Below are 18,858 nucleotides of genomic sequence, written 5' to 3' on the forward strand. Positions count from 1 at the left end.
GTTCAGGCCAGAATTCGTCCGGTCATGGTTCATAAGGAGACACAATGCAAGTTTTCGGCAGCTGGAACCACCTATTCGGAAAGGTGCGACCGGCGGTCGCCGCAGCCGCGATGACAGTCGCGGCGAGCGCCGCTATCACCGGGCAAGCGAGCGCGGACCCGGCCGCGGAAACCCACTATGTGGCCCTCGGCGATTCTTTCGCCGCGGGCGCCGGCGTATTTCCGCAAACCGAGCTCGCGACTTGTTCACGCTCCGCGGTCAACTACCCGTCGCTGGTCGCGAAGACGCTCGGCGTCGCGACCTTCCAGGACGTCACCTGCGGCGGGGCCACATTGAACGACCTCGCGAGCCCGCAGCGCGGCGTAGTCTCCGGCACCGCCGCACCGCAATTCGATGCACTGACCCCGGACACCACCCTGGTGACAATGACCATGGGCGGCAACGATATCGGCCTGGCAGGCGAGGCCCTGCAGTGCGGAAATCTCCTGCCGGAGCCCTACGGCACGTCATGCGCGGACACCTTCACCGCGAACGGCGTCGACACTTTCGCGGAACGGACCAAGGCCCTGGCACCCGTCTACGGCACCGCGATCGACGAAATCCGTGCACGCGCACCCAAAGCCACGATCGTGATCGTCGGATACCCCACGGCCTCGCGCGAAGGCGCCTGCCCCGCGCAACAACCCGCCTGGCCGCGCGACGCCGACTACCTCCAGGACGTGCTGGTCAACCTCAATACGCTGCTGCGCAACGTCTCCGCCGCACACGGCGCGATCTTCGTCGACACCGCCGCCTCCAGCGTCGGACACGATATGTGCGCCGCGCCCGACCAGCAGTGGATCAATGGACTCATCCCCTCGCTGTCGACCCCATCCATTGTCCCGCTGCACCCCAACACCTTCGGTGAGCAGAACATCGCACAGCAGGTTGTCGCCGCACTGCGCTGAGATCGCGACGCCGGGCGCCGGTACGGCGCCCGGCGTCACTGTGACACCGGGTCTCACATGTTTGGCGGCTATGGCACAGACGTGATGTGCATCGCAACAACGGCCGCGATCATGGGCAGAAATAGACCCGATTTGTTGACTCGATGTGCCGAGCGTCGGAATATGCCGTAACTTTCGGTTCACCGAACCGGCCGGTTGGTGCCGGATAGCTTGCTGGGGAAGCGCCGAGGAAACATGCACGTGCTCGATGAACCGGTCTCGACGGTTCTGTACTACGCCTTCTTGCTCTTCTATGGCGCACAGGATGCGCTGGGCAGATCCTTCATTCTGGGCTGACCGAGCCGTCACAGCACACCGAGCAGTCCGCGTGGCTGCTCGGATACCGTGGTGCTCGGGACCGAGCCCAGCGAGGGAACCCACAGCGAGGGAACCAAAGACACAGCACCCGTGGTCGCGGCGGAGCTGTGACCATCGCAACTGGTCGAGGTGCTCGCTCCCATCGCCACCTCGCTGATCATCACCGAGGAATAGCGCGCCGGGCAGCGTCCACGTAACTTCGGCGTATGCAACTCGGTCAGCCAAGTCGCACCGCGCTCGCCACGGCCTACGCTCGCGCCTACCACCAGATCGCGAGTGAGCCGCGCATCTTCACCGATCCACTGGCCGTTCGAATCGCCGGCATCACGCCAGATCAACTGGCCGACCTGGAGACCACGACATATCAGAATGACTCCGACATGCGTCGCCGACGCCGTCTGTTCCTGGCCGCCCGCGCCCGATTCGCCGAGGACACCGTTGCCGACGCCGTGGCGGCGGGCACCCGGCAGGTGGTGATCCTCGGTGCCGGACTGGACACCTTCGCCTACCGCAACCCGCATCCGGACGTGCGGGTGTACGAGGTCGATCATCCCGATACCCAGCAGTGGAAGCGGCAGCGGCTCGACGCGGCGGGCATCGAACTTCCGTCGTCGCTGACCTTCGCGCCCGTCGACTTCGAAAGCCAGACGCTCGCAGCAGGATTGGCTGCCGCCGGATTCGATCGAAGTCGGCCGGCCGTGTTCGTGTGGCTCGGCGTCATCATGTATCTGACTCAGGACACAATCCTGGACACCCTACGGTTCGTCGCGGGTCAGGCGACACCGGTGCGGTTGGTGTTCGACTATATCTATCCCGCCTCGGCTTCCAAAGGCGAGGAAATGGATCAGCGCACCGCGCGAGCCGATTTGGTGGCGTCCATCGGCGAGCCTTGGCTCAGCTTCTTCACCGCCGACGAGATCGCCAATGTCTTGCGGGAGACGGGATTCGACCGGGTCGATGATCGCGACGCACCGCATCTCGTCGCCGGTTACCTCGGTATCAAGCCGCGACAGGGCTCCATCGTTCCGCCACATGTGCTGTGTGCCATGCGAACCGGGTAGGTCAGCAGTCGAGTTGGTCTGCGAGATCGAGGAAGTCGGTGGCGTTGACGTCGAAATCGTCGTCGAAGGAAACGTCCACGTCGCCACCGGCGCCGAACTCGAGTGGCCGTGCGACGAAGGCCGTGCGGAAGCCCAGTGCGCCCGCAGCCTGGATGTCGTATTTGTGGCTGGCGACCATCATGATCTCGGATGGCTCCAGCCCCAGATACCGTGCGGCCATGCGATACACCGGGGGGTCTGGCTTGAACGCACCCGCCATCTCGGCGGTGAACACCGCATCCCACGGCAGCGCGGCTCGCTTCGAGATGTTCACCACTGCGGCGACATCCGCATTCGACAATGTCGCGATCGTGAATTTGCTTGCGAGCCTGGTTAATCCGGCGACAACATCGGGCCACGGTTCGAGGCGCTGCCAGGCGAGGGAGAGATCGGCGCGTTCGTCGGGCAATAGGTCGATGCCGTAGTCACCCAATAGGCCGTCCAGTGCATTGGCGTAGACCGAATGCACGGTGATCCAGTTGTCTCGGTCGGGCTCCGCCTTCCGCAGCGCGGCGAAGTATTCGGCGCGCCAGTGGTCTACGAAACCGGGCCAATCAATGTGCCGGTATCGGGTACCGCCGATGCGTCGCGCCTCCGCGCAGACGGTCGAATGAAAATCCGTCGCCGTACCCTGCACATCAAAAAGTAATGCTCGCAACACAATTCGCACCTTTCCCTACACGCGCTGGACCAGCGGATAGCTGCGCCGGCTCGGATGTTCGCTATCCCGGTGCGGTTCACGGCAACCAATATCCGCGACCACACCCACGTCGGTGAGTTCGGCGAACACCTCCAAAAACGCGCGATCCAACGGCTTCCCCCGCAACTCATCCCCGAGCTCATCGACATAACGCTCGGCCACCAAGTCACAACTGCGCCGCGTGCCGATCATCCAGCCAGCGTAGTTCCGCCCCGCAACCCGCGCCTGCCGTGGACTTACCGACCCGGGAGACGGCCAGCCACTGTGGCACCACGGCGACGCCCAGCCAGGCCGGATCGAGCGGCGCATCGCCGAACTCGCCGCCGAGCACACCGGGCAGTCGGTGGGAACATACGATCGACGGGCCGTCCGAACGCGAAATCATCCGCTGCCTCGAACGCCCTGGGCAACACGCGGCGACCGTTGCCCAGGGCACGGATCACGGTATGAGCGGACGCAGTCCGGCCGTGGCCGACCGAGGCGTTGTCCCGCTCGACACGTTATGTGACACCTACGGCCTGGCCGACGAGGCGATCGGCGGTCCGACCGGGGTCCCGGAGTCCGGCACCCCTGCGTAGTCGGGCAGTTCGACGCCATTGATCGCGCGCTCGATCAGCTCGGCGAACCACGCTCCGGTGAAATCAGGGCCCGGCTCGGCGTCCGGCCCGGGGACGTCGCGGCTGCGGGCGTTCAATTGGGCGATCTCCTGATTGGCCTCGACGAACGAGCGCATCCGGCCCTCGTAGGCGGTGAACCCGGCCTCCGGGTCCCACCCGGCGGCGGCCAGCTCACCGGCCAGCAGGTAGGCGCCGACCAGGGCCAGCCCGGTGCCCTGCCCGGACATCGGGGACGAGCTGAACGCCGCGTCCCCGAGCAGCCCCACCCGCCCGCTCGACCAGCGGTCCATCACCACCTGGGCAACCTGGTCGAGGTAGAAGTCCGGGGTGTCGTCCAGGTGCGCGAGGATGCCCGGGGTCAACCAGCCCAGGCCGGTCATCCGCTCGCGCAGCAGGCGCTTCTGGGCCTCGATGTCGCGGTAGTCGACGTCGAGGTCGGCCGACGGGAAGGAGAACATGGCCATCGCCCGGGTGGCGTCCTGGATGGGCCGCAGCCCGGCCGAGCGCCCGGACTCCTGGTACTCGATCAGCCAGCGGTCCAGCCCGAACTCGTTGGGCACACTGTAGAAGGCCAGCACGTGCCCGAGGTGACGGACGAACTGCTCGTGCGGCCCGAAAACCATTGTGCGCAGTGCCGAATGCAACCCGTCCGCTCCGATCACCAGGTCGAAGCGTCGCCGGTCGCCGCCTGCGAAAACCACGTCGACCCCGTCGGCGTCCTGGGTGAGTTCGGCGATCCGGTCGCCGAAAATGTACTCGACACCGTCGCGGGTGTCGTCGTAGAGCACCTGCGACAAGTCACCGCGCAGGATCTCGATCTCCGCGATGAATCCGTCGCCGCCGTCGTCGTCCACGCGGAAGGTCTCCAGCACGTTGCCGTCCGCGTCCACGGTGTGCGCGCCGATGGTCTGGGTGCAAGCCGCGCGCACCGCCGCGTCCAGCCCCATGCGCCGGATGACCTCCTTGGTCACCCCGCGCGCGTCCACCGCCTGCCCACCCGGACGCAGCTCGGGGGCCCGCTCCACCACGGTCACCTCGGCTCCCCGGCGGCGCAGCCAGTGGGCAAGCGCGGGACCCGCGATGCTCGCCCCCGCCACCAAAACTCTGGTACCGCTCACTGTTGCCTCCCACTCACCCGCCGGATCACTGTCCGGATCGATTGCTTCTGCTCTGACCCACCGCTGTCGGTGTATCCAGTGGTATGGACGACGGATCCACCCAGAATTCATCGGTGCGGCTGGTGCGGAACTCGCGCCAGCCGCGCGACTTCGCGCCGAGGCTGATCGCCCAGCGCGAAGGTGACCGTGTCCGCGACCTCGGCCGCCAACACCCGCGCCTTCGGCCCCAGGACGGCCAGCGCCACAGGCGTGCGACGGTCGGGGCCGTCGAGATCTCGCAGCCTCTTGACGGTCTCACGCACCTGGGCCAGCCGCTCGTTCGGCGGGACCACGGGCAGTCCCTTGTCGCGTAGCTCGTCCTCGATTCCCGGTCTGCCGGTGCCGTTGCCGAACTCGAAACGCCCCTCGGTCAGCAACGACAACGACTGCGCTTCCCACGCCGGGCGCAACGGAGAGGCATACACCCAGGTGCCCACGCGCAGGTCGGTAAGGGCCGCGACAGTCGCCGGCATGGGGCCCGGCGCCGGTTGTGTGAGAGGGAAGTCGGGCACCAGCAGCGTCGAATAGCCGCTATCGGCGATGCGGCGCACGCGATCTCGCCACGTCGGCAGGTCGGTTCCGAGCGGGGCAACCTCCCCGAATCGAAAGTCTCGCCATGACCGGATTCCTCTGTGTCTTATCGGCCGAGCCACGATGCGTAACGAAAGTCCCCACCGTGGCGCACATCGGGAATTACCGCACCCGGAAAACAGTGAGCCGCCAGTCTGTCGAGCGGGTGCGGGCGATGCGTGCCGCTATGGCGAAGTGTTGGCGGCCGCGGTCGTAGGTGGCGAAGACTTCCGCGGTCGAGGCGTCGACCATCATGAGGCCCGCGCGGTGGAGCACCGCTACGCCGAGTGCACGGCCGGGTGCGAGGTCGGCTCGGACTATGGTGCGCACCGCGGAGACCACTGCGGGCGTTGCCATGGCGGTGAGTTGGGCGACGGGGCGACGGTGGTCGAGTATCTCGAGTGCCAGCCGCAGCGCACGCTCGACGAATTGCTGTGCCGTCGAATCCAATTCGACGACCGGCGGCAACTCGGCATGCCCGGCACCGAGCGCCCGCCGCACACCCGGCGGACCGGATCGTCCGGTCTGATCGTTCCGCGATAACGGCGTACGGCACGGCGACGCACGCGGCGGATCCTCGAATTCCGCGCGACTCCCAGCCGGACGGTACGGCAACAACGGCGGCTCAGTCCTCGGCGCATACGAAAGCCCCGACGGATGTCGCTCCAAATGAAGCACCCCCCAAATGAGTTCGAACCACTACCCCCAAGCTCGGACCGCGACAGCATTCCACGAATATCGCCGCAGGTAAAGCCCTGGCGTCAACAATCAAGATCAGGCGGCACTGGTAGTTGAGGGTTCTCGACCGATGCCTACCCAGATTCCACCTGATCGTGATACGGGTCAGTTGGAGATGCGGGCCAGAGTTTGCAGCGGGTCGGTCAGGACGTCGGCGAAGGCCAGTTCGGCGGCACCGACCAGGGGCGCGTCGTCGGCGAGTGCAGAGGTGCGCAAGCGAACTCGCTCACGCACCGCGAGCAGACCGTTCACCGCGAGCCTGCTGCGGACCTGCGCGGCGGAGGCGAGGTAGATCTCGCGAAGCACCCCACCGAACACAACCATCGTCGGATTGAAGATATTGACCAGGTTGGCAACGCCGTACCCGAGCCAATCCCCCACCCGGTGCAACGCATCTCGGGCAGTGGCATCACCGCGCGCAGCGGCATCCACGATCGCCTCCACCGCCGCCCGCCCGGTGAGGTCCGCCCGCCCGGCAGCCGCAATCAGCGCGAGCTCCCCCGCCTCGGCCTCCAAACAGCCATGCGACCCACACGTGCAAGCCCGCCCACCCGGATTCACGATCATGTGCCCGACCTCGCCGCCATATCCGCCCTCACCACCGAGCAGCTTGCCGCCCATGATGATTCCGCCCCCGATACCGACCTCACCGTGCAGATAGATCATGTCCGCGACCCCGATGCCGACACCGCGCTCCCGTTCGGCAAGCGCACCGAGGTTGGCATTATTGCCGACCACCACGCGCAACCCGAGTCGCTCCGAAAGCAGCGCCCCGACCGGCACATCCACCCACCCGATATTCGGCCCGTACCGAACGACACCGTCCTCCTCGCGCACCATCCCACAGAACGCGACTCCCACACCCACACACACCGTTTCGGGCCCGGACCCGCGGATCATGTTCTCCGCGAGGTCGACCAGCGCACCGATCACATCGGTCGGGTCGAATGCCCCACTGGGACGGCGCGTTTCCCGCCGATCGAGAATCACTCCACCCAAGCCGACTCGAGCCACCGCGAGCCGGTCCGCTCCGACATCCAGTGCCAACCCGTAGACCCGCTCCGATTCGGGCCGCACCACCAGCGACGGCCGCCCCGCCTTCCCCGTCTGCCCGGGCAGTTCCTCGCTGACCAGACCGGCCGCGGCGAGGTCGGCGGTCAGCGCCAGAATGGTGCTGCGATTGAGCCCCATTCGCTCGGCGAGCGCCGCCCGCGATATGGGTCCGCTGGAGTGGACGTGCCGCAGCAGCACGGCAAGGTTCTGCCGCCGGATCTCGTCCGGGGAAGGTGCAGCTCTCATTCGGGCGAACCTCCTCCCGGTCGCTGGCGACTGTTTGCAGGTCGCTCGAAATGGTCAGTCGGTCAACTTCCTGGCAACGCACGCTTGCGCGAGAGCGCATCCACTCCCGCTGCCAACAGCAGCACGAATCCTGTCACAACGAATTTGGTGCCCGCGCTGTAGCCCATCAGGCCCATTCCGTTATTGATCACCGCGACCACCGCCGCGCCGAGCACCGCGTCGAGCATCCGACCGCGCCCGCCGAACAGACTCGTACCGCCGATCACGGCCGCTCCGACAGCGGTCAGCAACACATCGCTGCCACCGGTATTCGGATCGACGGAGTTGGCCCGCGACGCCGCGATCAGCCCGCCCACCGCGGCCATCGTCGAACACAGCACGAAGGCACAGATTTTTATCCGATCGACCGGAATGCCCGCGCGCCGAGCCGCTTCCGCGCTGCCGCCGACCGCGTAGATATGTCTGCCGAACGAGGTGCGGTTGAGCACGAATGTCCAAAGCAGTAGCAGCGCAACTATCAACGGCACCACGATCGGCATGCCCTCGAGCGAGTTGATCGACGGGTTGCGGCTGCGTTCGTCATTGAGGATCAGCACCGCGGCGCCCGCCACCACGGCGACCGCCGCGATTCGCAGTGCGATCACCGGCGCGGTCTCACCGGTGAGACCGAGTTTCGTGCGTGCCCGCAGTTTCCGGTATTGGATCACCGCGAATCCGGCCAGCAGCACCACGTACATGATCCAGCCGAGCCAAGGCGGCACATTCTTATTGGCGATCGCGACGATCGTCTCGTCGTGGATCGAGATATTGCGCCCGTTGTCCATGATCTTCAGTGCGACACCCTGCAATGCCAGGAACGCCGCCAATGTCACCACGAACGAAGGGATTCCGATCTTCACCACGATCGTACCGATGGTCAGCCCGATCGCGACGCCGGTGAGCAGCGAGACGAGCACCGCCGCGTACCAGGGCCATCCCTTATCGGTGAGCAATACCGCGAGCACCGCCGCACACACGCCACTTGCGAATCCGGCCGACAGATCAATCTCGCCGAGCAGCAAAACAAAGATCAGTCCCATGGCGATCACCGCAATGGCCGCGCCCTGGGTCAGGAGATTCGCGAAATTGCCCTGCGTCATGAACACCGGTCGCGCGATCCAGAACACCACCGACAGCACGGCCAGCGCGATAATCGATGGCAGCGCACCCATATTCCCGCTGCGCACCCGTCCGACATACGAGTTGACCAGCTCGGTCACCGGCGAGGACGTGGCCTCGAACTTATCCGTAACCACGGCGCTCATACGCTTGCTCCATTTCCGAGGCCGAGACTTCCGCTGCGACCGGCGGTGATCAGTTCGACGACCTGCGCGTGCGTCACGTCGGCGGTGCGCACCTGGGCCGCCATCCGGCCGAGATACAGCGCGGCGATCCGATCCGAGACCGCGAAAACGTCGTTCATATTGTGCGAAATCAACACCACCGCAAGGCCTTTGTCGGCGAGTCGGCGAACCAGCTCGAGCACCTGCTGGGTCTGAGCGACACCCAGCGCGGCCGTCGGCTCGTCCAGGATCACCACTTTGCTGTTCCACAGCACGGCTTTCGCGATCGCGACGGTCTGGCGCTGACCGCCGGACAGGCTCGCCACCTGCTGTCGCACCGACTTCACCGTCCGAACCGATAAGCCCGCCAAGGTCTTTCCGGCCAGTTCCTCCATCCCGTATTCGTCGAGGACCAGGCCGTGCTTCTGCTCCCGGCCGAGGAACATGTTCTGCACGATGTCGAGGTTGTCGCAGAGCGCGAGATCCTGGTACACGATCTCGATCCCGAGATCGGCGGCGTCCCGCGGACTGTGCACACGCACCGGCTTGCCCTCGAACAGGAATTCACCCGAATCGATCGGATGGGTGCCGCCGATGCACTTGACCAGGGTGGACTTGCCCGCGCCGTTATCGCCGACCAGCGCCGTGACCTCACCCGAGTACGCGGCGAACGCGACTTCGTGCAAGACATGGACGGGACCGAAACTCTTTTCTATCCCGCGTAATTCGATGACCGGGGTATCCGGCATGGGTGGAGCTCCTCAAGTTGGGGCGCCCCTTCCGCGGTCCCCTCATCGAATCGCGGAAGGGGCGTGGTAACACGATCAGCGGACCCCGTTATCCGTGCAGAGCTTGGCGAATTCGCCGGTGCACAGTTCGGCCTTGGTGACATAGCCGTCCGCGACGACGTCGTTCACGTTCTCCTTGAAGATCGCCTTCGGCTCCAGCAGCACCGCGGGCACTTTCGCCTTCGCCTCGGGATCGTCGACGGTGCTGTTCGCCTCGCCCTTCTCCCCCTTCGCGAGTGCGATCGCCAACGTCGCGCCGGCGTCGGCCTCCAACTTGATGGCCTTGTAGACGGTCATGCACTGATCGCCCGCGAGCACGTTCTGCAAGCCCTGGACCGTGGCATCCTGGCCGGTCACCGGGATCTGGCCGTTCAGCTTCTGCTTCTTCAGCACCGCGATCGCGGCATTGCCGAGCCCGTCGTTGGCCGCGACCACACCGCCGAGATTCGGCGTGCCGGTGAGCATCTGCTCGAAGATGGTGCCCGCCTTGGTGTTATCCCACTCCGGCACGGCCTGATCCGGCCCCTTCACATACTCACCGGAATCGAACTTCGGCTTCAGCGCGCTGTCGTAGCCGTTCTTGAACAGCGTCGCGTTATTGTCGGTGGGTCCGCCGTTCAGATACGCGACGATCGGATCGACCGCCTTCTTATCGGTGAGGCACTTGGCCAGCCCGTCTCCCATCAACTTGCCGACCTTTACATTGTCGAACGACACATAGAACGGCGCCCCGCCGCCGAGAGTCAGTCTGTCGTAATCGATTACGGTCACACCCTGCGACTTCGCCTTCTGGATCACGGCCTTGCCGGTCCCGCTGTCGAGGTTGGTGATCATCAGCACCGAGGCGCCATTGGTGATCATCTGATCCGCGATGGTCTGGAAGGCGTTCTTGTCCCCCTGCGCGTTCTGGATATCCGCCTTGATCCCCGCCGCGTCGAACGCCGCCTGCAGATACTTCCGATCCGCCGTCTCCCACCGCGCGGAGGTCTTGCTGTCCGGCAGGATCACCCCGATCTTGGCACCCCCACCCCCGGAGTCCTTGTTGTCGTCCCCGCAGGCAGTGAGCGAGGTGAGAAGCGCGACCGATACGGCCGCAATGCCGAGGATCCCCTTACGCATGAGGGCGAGCCTTTCGTCGAACCACCGCCCGATCAGACCGGGCAGTCGAGCAAGAGCGAATGTTGTTCGACACAACTTATTGCACTGTGACCCGAAGCACAGCCGTTTCGCAAAGATATTTGTTGTTCGCGATAACAATCCGGCCACAGTGCGGCGCGGCCCCGATCGATAGACCGCGCACCACCCCACCGAGTAGCGTTACCACAACCGCCGTCGACGCAGAGGACCCCGCCGATGTCGCTCGGAATCAACAAGATCCGCCAGGTAAAGCTCCCCGTCGGCAACCTCGCCAAGAGCGTCGCCTGGTACCGCCAACTCCTGGACCTCGAACCCGTCTTCGAGTTCTACGAGGACGACGCCGTCCGCGGCGTAGTCCTGCTGGAACCCAACGCCGACCTCCACATCGGCCTCCGCGAACGCGCCTACTGCGCGAGCCACCCCCACCTGAACGACTTCGACGCCTTCGCCCTCGAAGTCGACTCCCTCGAGACCTTCACCGAGCTGATCCGGCGCGCCGATGAACTGGGCGCACCCCACGGGGAGATCCACGACCGCGGGCCATACGGTGCGGCCCTCGACATCAGCGATCCGGACGGCACGGTGATTCGCTTTCTGTACGAACCCGAGACCTACCCAATCGGTTTCGCTGGCCTGGAATTCGGGCCGGACGGCACACCGATCGGCTACGAGCGACCGCGGCTGAACGACAAATCGTGAATCCGGTTGGGCCGAGCCGATGCCGGGGGTTGTGTAGCGAGCACGGTTTCACCGCCAGTGAAACCCGTTCCTTCACAGTCAATTCCAGTGGCCCACTATCGGAGCTGCCGACACCGCGAGCCATGTTGCGCGCCATGAAACCCGGGGCGGCGGGACCCCGTCGTGTCGCGCGTCCGCTTCGACTGCCCGGCCTGCGACTCGGTCGGCGGCGATTCGACGGGAGACCGCTCAGAATCGGTGCCCCGCCCCGTCTACAGTCACATGAAGCTCACCGTTCAGACATTCCTGACCCTCGACGGCGTTATGCAGGCCCCCGGCGGGCCTGAGGAAGATCCCAGCGACGCGTTCACCCACGGCGGCTGGCAGGCCCCGTTCCCGGACCAGGCCGTAGGCGAGTTCGTCACCGAGCTAAACAGCCACGCCAGCGCGTTCCTGTTCGGTCGCAGAACGTTCGACATCTTCCGCGGCTACTGGCCTGATCAGACCGAACCCGACAACCCCATCGCCACCGCGATCAACTCGCTGCCCAAATACGTCGTGTCCAACTCGCTCAGCGAGACCGATGCCACGTGGCGCGGCGAGCACCCTGACACCGCTCGCCTCCTGACGGGTGACATCGTCGCCGCGGTGCGAGCGCTGAAGGACGAACCCGGCGACGAGTTGCAGATCTGGGGAAGCGGCAAACTGCTCCAGACGCTGTTGCAGCACGAGCTCGTCGACCGCTTCCGCCTGATGACGTTTCCGCTGGTGCTCGGCTCCGGTCGCCGCTTGTTCAACGACGGCATCCTCCCGGCGACGATGCGCCCAGTCGACCTCACCCTGACCGATCTCGGCATCGTCCTCGGCACCTACGAACCAGCGGGCCCGGTTCGCCACGGCCAGATGTAACCGGCTGCGGGGCAGTGCAATAGGTACAGCAACTCGCGCGCTCCCCCGCGACTGATCCGGCATTCCGGGGGCGCCCGCCGAACGCAGTCGAAACGCGGCACGACACACCCAGCGGTACTGCCATTCGACTACGGTCGACGGATCTCGATGACCTCAGAAGCTAGCTGGACGCGGCAGCGCGCCCAAGATCAGGCGGAGCGACGGGTGCGGTGCTCCGCGACATGCACGCGGGTCGAACAGCGGGTGGAACAGTATCTGCGCTTGCCGTTGCGTGAGGTGTCGACGAAGACAATGCCGCACCCCGCGCGAGCGCAGCGTCCGATGCGGCCCCGATCCTCACAGAAGAGCTCCGCGAGTCCGGCCGCGGTGTAGGCCTTGACGCGCTCATCAGTGGGCGCGTCCTCGCGGGCGTAGTGCAGGTGGGGCGCGCGGCCGTCGTGGGTGGAGATGTAGGGCTGGCTGGTGGTCTCGGCCAGTAATGCGTTGAGCAGATCGACGCCCGGTTCGGTGAAGACCTCGTCGAGACGCACTACCCAGCGGCGCAACTCGGCGGTCTGCCTGGTGTCGAGGGTGCCGAGTGGCTTGTAGCCGGAATCGGCGAGGAGTTGCAGCAGGTCTTGCCGCGGGTTCGCGTTCACCAGGCGGGCGGCGAGTTCGGCCGCCGCGCCCCCGTAAGGGTTGAAATGCACTAAGTCATTACATCAGGCTGGATGCATGATCGCTACCTGCCCTTCTTGCTCCTGGTCGTCCCCAACTCTTGTTTCCTCGCACGGCACGACCAGCTACCTGCGCTGCATCTGCGGGCGGTGGCTGATCAGCGAGCACGGATCGGTGGTGGCGCTGGCGGGGACCAGCACAATGGGCCTAGCCGACGCCCGCCCGCCACTCCGGAGCCAGCACTGACCAGACCTCCACATCGAACCGCTGCCCCCGATGTGGGTAGAACTCCCGCAGCACACCGTCTTTGGTCATTCCCAACATCGCGCCACGGCGATGCCGGCGTGGTTCGGCGACGCGATCATCCACTGCACCCGGTGGATGCCGCGGTTCGAGCGGACGCAGCTCGGCGCCGTCCACATCGAGGGATATCGCGAACATCGTGACCTTCCGTTGGTAACTACTTCCGGAGCCTGCGTCCTCCCGCGGTTTTGTTGCGGTACATCGCGGTGTCGACGGCGTGCATCATTTCGTCGATGTCGGTGGGACGGTCTTCGGCGAAAACCGTTCCGATGCTTGCACCTACGACCACGGGCCGCCCGGCCACCTGTATCGGGGTGCCGAGCCCGTCGAGCAACAGCGCGGAGATAGTTTCCAATTGCTCTGTGCCAGTGCACTTCTCGACGAGCACGATGAACTCGTCGCCGCCAATTCGCGCGACCAATCCGCCGACGGATTCGACGGATTCACGAAGACGTCGGGCAACGTCGCGCAGCACCCGATCCCCTACCGTATGCCCCCACACATCGTTCACTTCCTTGAACCCGTCGAGGTCCAGATAGCAAACACCAACTGGCGGAATGGCATTGGCCAGTCGATTGAAGAAGAGGACACGATTGGGCAGACCGGTCAGGCTGTCGTGGTTGGCATCGTGCCACAGCTGGTCGGCCAATTGTTTACGTTCGGTGACGTCGACGGCGACACCGATCAGGAAGCGGACCTGCCCACTGTTGTCACGGACCGCGGACATGGACAGGTCGATGCTGGTGATGGTGCCGTCGCGTCGGAGATGGTCGGTTTCGAGGCGGAAGCGGTCGGTCCGACCGCTGAGTAGGTGCTCCAAATTGGCATATGCGTCACCGATATTCGCGGGACCGAGCAATTCGGCGACCGACCGACCCGGCATCATCGCCGCGGGTAGTCCGAGCATATCGGCCATGGCCGCGTTCACCTCCAGTACCCGACCGGTGACGTCGACCGTCCCGATCCCAACCGATGCTCCCGCGAAGACCGCTTCGAACCTGGCCTCCGACAATTGCCTTCGCACCTCGGCCTCCTGCGCGGCCGAAAACACCGCTGCGAGTGTGGTTTCCTGCTCCCCTAACGCCGCGTTCCGCAGCGCAGAGGTGAAACCCGCGGCGAACTCGGCAGCGACAACTATCGCACGCTCGCGAACCGGCTCGTAATCGGATTCGGTTCCGGTTGGGCAGATTTCACGAACGATCTCCCGGCAGATAACCAGAACTGAACGGCTGACGGCAATTTGGTCACGATAGTTCGCCGCGACGAGCACCGCGGCGGCGTCCTGCGCGACCGTGACCTCCCGCGTCCCGCGCACAGCCGCGATCAGCACATCGGCGAGTTCCGCTAGCAGAGTTTCGATTTGGCTTCGGGTGAGGATCGGAGCGACGGCACCGTCGAGCGCATCCGCCCATCGCATCGCCAGCTCATATGTCCCCACACCGATCCCCTGCCACGGCTCCGGTCAAACCTTCCGGCCGACGCCCGCCAGGCCGAGCGACCGGCCCGGCGTCTCGTATAGGTCGCGCTCGGATTCCGGCCGCCAGGCGGGTAGTTCGACGACGCCGGGTTCGACCAGCTCCCACTCGTCGAACATCGCGGAGATGCCGTCCTTCGAACGGAAGTAGATGCCGACGCGGGTCACATCGGCCGCATTGCGTCCGAGCTTGCCGGCATCTTCGGGGCGCGACTCCGATGTCAGGTGCGAGATCGCGACGTAGCTTCCGGCGCGGACGGCCGCATGCAGGGCGGCAACCTTCTCGACCGGCCGCTCCTCGTCGGATAGCAGGTGCAGCACCGCCACCAGCAACACTCCGACCGGTTGTGCGAAATCGATGAGGCCGGTCGCGCGGACTCGGGCGAGCAGCTCGTCGGGCTTGCGCAGGTCCGCTTCGATGGCCGCGGCGTTGTCGTTGTCCATCAGGATCGCGCGGGCGTGGGCGACCGCGACCGGATCGATATCGGCGTAGAGCACGCGAATCTCCGGATCAACCGACTGCGCGACCTCGTGCACATTGCCCGCGGTCGGAATGCCCGAACCGATATCGAGGAACTGACGCACGCCCTGGTCGGCCAGGAAGCGGACCGCGCGGCGCAGAAAAGCCCGGTTGCTCAGCGCCAGGCGGGGCAGGTCGGGCACCAGCTGTTTGCCGGCCTCGGCGGCCTTGCGATCGATCTCGAAGTTGTGTGAACCGCCCAGCAAGGCGTCATACATCCGTGCGGGACTCGCCTGTTGCAGATCCACGCCCTCGGGCGCCCACGCCGGCCTGTCCATCGCAACCCCTCTGCATTCACCATCGGACCAAGCATCCCGATCCGCACCGCCGGATACCGCGTTGTTGATCACCGAATGGTGCAGTCCGCAATAGTAGTCGGGCCGGTCGGTCCGAATGATCACGAATTCGCCACTGTTGATCTGGTTCTTCCAGAGCTGATCCATATTCATACATGCGCATGAGTGCAAGATCCGCTACGCTGACGAACGGCAGCGATATCAACTGGAAGGAGCGTTCGACTATGGGCGAGCAGTGCGTGTCGCCGAAGCGGTCCGCAGTGATGGTCAGCGCGGCTGAACACATCGATCATGACCACTCGCATGACCACGCACAGTCCGGCCATTCGGACAAACAGGGCCACAGCCACGGCGTCTCGGCGGATTCGAATCCGCGCTGGCTTGCCATCGCGCTCGGTTTGATCGTCGCGTTCATGGTGGCCGAGGTAGTCGTCGGCCTGCTCGCGCAATCGCTCGCGCTGATCTCCGATGCCGCGCACATGCTCACCGATGCCGCCTCGATCGTGCTCGCGATGATCGCGATCCGGTTGGCTCGACGTCCGGCGCAGGGGCGATACACCTACGGATTCAAGCGGGTCGAGATCCTTTCGGCGCAGGCCAATGGGATTACCTTGCTGCTGCTCGCGGCGTGGTTCGTGTACGAGGGCATCAATCGGCTGATCAATCCACCGGATGTCGAAGGGCCGCTGGTGTTGATCACGGCGCTGGTCGGGATCGTGGTCAATATCGCGGCGGCGTGGAGCATCAGCCGCGCCAACCGGACCAGCCTGAATGTCGAGGGCGCGTTCCAGCACATCCTCAACGACCTCTACGCCTTCATCGGAACCGCCATCGCTGGCGCGGTGGTGTGGTTGGCCGGATTCGCCCGTGCCGATGCGATCGCGGCACTGGTCGTCGCGGCGTTGATGATCAAGGCGGGCTGGTCCCTGGTCCGGGATTCAGGGCGGATCTTCCTCGAGGCCGCGCCCGCCCATCTCGATCCCGACGCCATCGGAGCGCGCATTGTCGCCCTCGAGCAGGTGACCGAGGTCCACGACCTGCACGTCTGGCAGATCACATCCGGACAGCCGTCGCTGTCGGCGCATATCCTCGTCGACAACGCTGCCGACTGCCATGCGATTCGATCGAGGATCGAGACCGTGCTGCACGACGAATTCGGGTTGGAACATACGACTTTGCAGGTGGATCACTCGTCGGAACTGACGGTTGCCGCCGACGATACGCACTGCGTGGAGGCGCACGGGCCGGTGCACCGGACCTGACCGGCGCTTGACCTTCGAGCTACCTGAGACTCCATGATGAGCGGGTGGCGGGCGATGGTTTGATCACGATCGGCGGGTTGGCGCGGGCCTGTGGGCTCACAGCCAGTGCATTGCGGTTCTATGACGATTGCGGGTTGCTGGTTCCGGTTCGGGTGGATGCGGTGACCGGATATAGGTACTACGGCGAGGCGCAGGTCGAGCGCGGGGTGCTGATTCGGCGGCTGCGGGGAATCGGGGTGCCGCTGGAGGTTGTTTCGGAGATTTTGAACGGGGACGCGGCACGGACGGGGCGGTTGCTCGATGAGCATGTGGCGGAGCTTGCGCAGCGGGCTCGAGAGGCTGCCGCGGTTGCGCGGGTGATCAAGGAGGAGTTCGGGGCAGGCGTGGTGTTGTCCGCGGCGGTGTTGGCGGCGGCCATCGAGCAGGTGCGCTCGGCTGCGGCGTCGGATCGTGAAATACCGGTGTTGGCTGGGGTTTTGGTGGAGTCGGATGCGGATTCGGTTACGTTGACGGCAACGGATCGGTATCGGCTTTCGACCCGGGCGGTGGTGCCGGTGCGGCCGAGTCGTGGGGCTTGGTCGGTGGTTGTCGATGCGGGTGAGTTGGGTGGAATCGGTTCCTGGCTGCGGGGATTGGATGAGGTCACCGTACGCGCTTCGGACGAAGGGCTCGTTCTGGCCGGTGACGATTCCGAGCATGAGTGCGGGACCATCGATGAAGCGTTCCCGGATTATCGAACGATGTTGGCGGGGCTGGGCGCCGTTCGGACGCGGGTGGTGGTGGGGCGGGATACGTTGCTCGCAGTGCTCGAGGCGGGCGGTGCGGCCCCCATTGTCTTCACCGTCGATCAGTCTGGGCTTTTGGCGACCTGCAATGGGCAACTCAGACCCAGCTCTCCCAGGTCACCCCGTTCACCGGGGTCACCCAGCTCACCTCGGTATACCGACCCACTTGCGCGCCTGCACATTCCGGCAACCGTTACCGGTCCGAGTATCGAACTTGCCTTCTCCCCCACGACATTACGGCCCGCATTGGTGAGTGCGCTCGGTCCGGAAATCATGCTCGATATCACTGCGGCCGACGCACCCGTGGTCGTTCGCTCCGCGACGGACGGTGAACTGACCACGCTCATTATGCCGACTGCTATACCGAATTCGAAGGAGTACGGCGCATGAATGCCGCTACGGACACCATGGCCTCCATTACCCAGGCGGTCGAGCTCGGACGAACAGGCTCCCCGGAGACCGCGCGGGAGGCGTTGCTCGGGATATGGGCGGCGCTCGGTCCGCAGGGTGATCCATTGCATCGGTGCACGTTGGCGCACTATCTCGCGGATCTGTATGACGATGCGGCACAGGCGCTTTGCTGGGATGTCCGGGCGCTGGACGCTGCGGACAGTCTGACCGATGAGCGGTTGCATCAGCATGATGCGAATTTGGATGTGCGGGGCTTTTACCCGTCGCTGCATTTGAATCTGGCGGACAACTATCGGCGGCTCGGTTCATTCGATGCGGCGCAATGCGAGATCGACGCGGCGCGAGAGTGTGTGGATGCGCTCGGCGACGATGGCTATGGGGCAATGATTCGCATCGCGATTTATGAAGTCGCCGAAGCGATTCGGACGCGGACGACCGCTCGACGGACCTCCGCGCCAAATGCGCGAGAACGGTGACACGCTCGGCGGGCCCGCAGTGACAACTACCTGTCGTCACTTTCAGCACAGAAGTGAGCGCGCTGTTGTGCGAGTCGTAGCTGATCTTCCCGCCTGGACTGGAGCTGGACGAAATCAAGGAAGGCATGGTGACGGCCGGATTTCGCGGCAGAGCCCGGCGGCGAGTCGAGTCTGCTTGCACTGCCGACGTTCTTCGGTGTGCTGGAGTTGTTGTTGCGAGCGGGTGTCACAGTAGTGGCGGAGGCGGCATTTCAGGATCGCCTGTGGCGTCCGGGGCTCGAGCCGCTAGGTGGTCTGGCCACTATGCGGGTGGTGCACTGCGAGGTCGAACCTGCCATCGCGATGGCGCGAATTC

21 protein-coding genes are annotated in these 18,858 nt (G+C 65.1%); 7 read left to right on the forward strand and 14 right to left on the reverse strand.

The features are described 5' to 3' along the window. Window positions 1-44: 44 nt before the first annotated feature. Complete coding sequence (locus ACQPXH_RS27585; RefSeq protein ID WP_433599385.1) at window positions 45-947, forward strand: SGNH/GDSL hydrolase family protein; 903 nt, start codon at window positions 45-47, stop codon at window positions 945-947. 563 nt (window positions 948-1,510) lie between these two features. Beyond that, window positions 1,511-2,365, forward strand: coding sequence for a class I SAM-dependent methyltransferase (locus tag ACQPXH_RS27590; protein WP_433599386.1), 855 nt, complete (start codon window positions 1,511-1,513; stop codon window positions 2,363-2,365). A 1-nt stretch (window position 2,366) separates the two neighbouring features. Here ACQPXH_RS27590 and ACQPXH_RS27595 read toward each other — a convergent pair whose 3' ends face one another. From ACQPXH_RS27595 to ACQPXH_RS27640, 10 genes are all read right to left on the reverse strand, one after another. Beyond that, window positions 2,367-3,074, reverse strand: a complete 708-nt coding sequence (locus ACQPXH_RS27595; protein ID WP_433599387.1) for a haloacid dehalogenase type II — start codon at window positions 3,072-3,074, stop codon at window positions 2,367-2,369. A 6-nt stretch (window positions 3,075-3,080) separates the two neighbouring features. After that, entirely contained in the window at window positions 3,081-3,296 is a 216-nt protein-coding gene (locus ACQPXH_RS27600; protein ID WP_433599388.1) for a hypothetical protein, read from the reverse strand. After that, the gene (locus ACQPXH_RS27605) at window positions 3,271-3,489 is read right to left on the reverse strand and encodes a hypothetical protein (RefSeq protein ID WP_433599389.1); all 219 of its coding nucleotides are present in this window, start codon (window positions 3,487-3,489) and stop codon (window positions 3,271-3,273) included. Before ACQPXH_RS27605 ends, ACQPXH_RS27600 begins: the two co-directional genes overlap by 26 nt. Before the next feature lie 126 nt (window positions 3,490-3,615). Further along, window positions 3,616-4,839, reverse strand: a complete 1,224-nt coding sequence (locus ACQPXH_RS27610) for an FAD-dependent monooxygenase (protein ID WP_433599390.1) — start codon at window positions 4,837-4,839, stop codon at window positions 3,616-3,618. A gap of 107 nt (window positions 4,840-4,946) precedes the next feature. Continuing rightward, window positions 4,947-5,531, reverse strand: a complete 585-nt coding sequence (locus tag ACQPXH_RS27615; protein WP_433599391.1) for an LLM class flavin-dependent oxidoreductase — start codon at window positions 5,529-5,531, stop codon at window positions 4,947-4,949. Window positions 5,532-5,571: 40 nt separating this feature from the next. After that, window positions 5,572-5,949 carry an Rv3235 family protein gene (locus ACQPXH_RS27620; protein WP_433599392.1) on the reverse strand — a complete coding sequence of 126 codons (378 nt, stop codon included), beginning with the start codon at window positions 5,947-5,949 and terminating at the stop codon, window positions 5,572-5,574. A 342-nt stretch (window positions 5,950-6,291) separates the two neighbouring features. After that, on the reverse strand, window positions 6,292-7,485 hold the full coding sequence (locus ACQPXH_RS27625; protein WP_433599393.1) for an ROK family protein: 1,194 nt from the start codon (window positions 7,483-7,485) through the stop codon (window positions 6,292-6,294). A 62-nt stretch (window positions 7,486-7,547) separates the two neighbouring features. Beyond that, a complete protein-coding gene (locus ACQPXH_RS27630) occupies window positions 7,548-8,789 on the reverse strand; it encodes a sugar ABC transporter permease (protein ID WP_433599394.1) in 1,242 nt (413 codons plus the stop codon). Further along, entirely contained in the window at window positions 8,786-9,556 is a 771-nt protein-coding gene (locus ACQPXH_RS27635) for an ATP-binding cassette domain-containing protein (RefSeq protein WP_433599395.1), read from the reverse strand. Before ACQPXH_RS27635 ends, ACQPXH_RS27630 begins: the two co-directional genes overlap by 4 nt. A 75-nt stretch (window positions 9,557-9,631) precedes the next feature. After that, window positions 9,632-10,714 (reverse strand): sugar ABC transporter substrate-binding protein, encoded by a 1,083-nt coding sequence (locus tag ACQPXH_RS27640; RefSeq protein ID WP_433599396.1) that lies wholly within the window; start codon window positions 10,712-10,714, stop codon window positions 9,632-9,634. A 234-nt stretch (window positions 10,715-10,948) separates the two neighbouring features. Here ACQPXH_RS27640 and ACQPXH_RS27645 point away from each other — a divergent pair, with 234 nt between their 5' ends. Continuing rightward, a complete protein-coding gene (locus ACQPXH_RS27645) occupies window positions 10,949-11,431 on the forward strand; it encodes a VOC family protein (protein ID WP_433599397.1) in 483 nt (160 codons plus the stop codon). A gap of 162 nt (window positions 11,432-11,593) precedes the next feature. Further along, window positions 11,594-12,319 carry a dihydrofolate reductase family protein gene (locus ACQPXH_RS27650; protein ID WP_433599398.1) on the forward strand — a complete coding sequence of 242 codons (726 nt, stop codon included), beginning with the start codon at window positions 11,594-11,596 and terminating at the stop codon, window positions 12,317-12,319. A 188-nt stretch (window positions 12,320-12,507) separates the two neighbouring features. On the opposite strand, the gene ACQPXH_RS27655 is transcribed toward ACQPXH_RS27650, so the two are convergent. From ACQPXH_RS27655 to ACQPXH_RS27670, 4 genes are all read right to left on the reverse strand, one after another. Next, a complete protein-coding gene (locus tag ACQPXH_RS27655) occupies window positions 12,508-13,008 on the reverse strand; it encodes a CGNR zinc finger domain-containing protein (protein WP_433599399.1) in 501 nt (166 codons plus the stop codon). Between the two features lie 175 nt (window positions 13,009-13,183). Next, window positions 13,184-13,417: a hypothetical protein gene (locus ACQPXH_RS27660; RefSeq protein ID WP_433599400.1), complete on the reverse strand. Its 234-nt coding sequence runs from the start codon at window positions 13,415-13,417 to the stop codon at window positions 13,184-13,186. Between the two features lie 19 nt (window positions 13,418-13,436). After that, window positions 13,437-14,696, reverse strand: a complete 1,260-nt coding sequence (locus tag ACQPXH_RS27665; protein WP_433599401.1) for a diguanylate cyclase domain-containing protein — start codon at window positions 14,694-14,696, stop codon at window positions 13,437-13,439. Between the two features lie 45 nt (window positions 14,697-14,741). Next, window positions 14,742-15,722, reverse strand: a complete 981-nt coding sequence (locus tag ACQPXH_RS27670; protein WP_433599402.1) for an SAM-dependent methyltransferase — start codon at window positions 15,720-15,722, stop codon at window positions 14,742-14,744. A 110-nt stretch (window positions 15,723-15,832) separates the two neighbouring features. Here ACQPXH_RS27670 and ACQPXH_RS27675 point away from each other — a divergent pair, with 110 nt between their 5' ends. From ACQPXH_RS27675 to ACQPXH_RS27685, 3 genes are all read left to right on the forward strand, one after another. Beyond that, window positions 15,833-16,831: a cation diffusion facilitator family transporter gene (locus ACQPXH_RS27675; RefSeq protein ID WP_433603599.1), complete on the forward strand. Its 999-nt coding sequence runs from the start codon at window positions 15,833-15,835 to the stop codon at window positions 16,829-16,831. Window positions 16,832-16,875: 44 nt separating this feature from the next. Next, window positions 16,876-18,006, forward strand: a complete 1,131-nt coding sequence (locus ACQPXH_RS27680; protein WP_433599403.1) for a MerR family transcriptional regulator — start codon at window positions 16,876-16,878, stop codon at window positions 18,004-18,006. A 140-nt stretch (window positions 18,007-18,146) separates the two neighbouring features. Beyond that, the gene (locus ACQPXH_RS27685) at window positions 18,147-18,503 is read left to right on the forward strand and encodes a hypothetical protein (RefSeq protein ID WP_433599404.1); all 357 of its coding nucleotides are present in this window, start codon (window positions 18,147-18,149) and stop codon (window positions 18,501-18,503) included. Window positions 18,504-18,858 lie beyond the last annotated feature (355 nt).

The sequence above is a fragment of the Nocardia sp. CA-135953 genome (assembly GCF_050955735.1).
Classification (GTDB): Bacteria; Actinomycetota; Actinomycetes; order Mycobacteriales; family Mycobacteriaceae; genus Nocardia.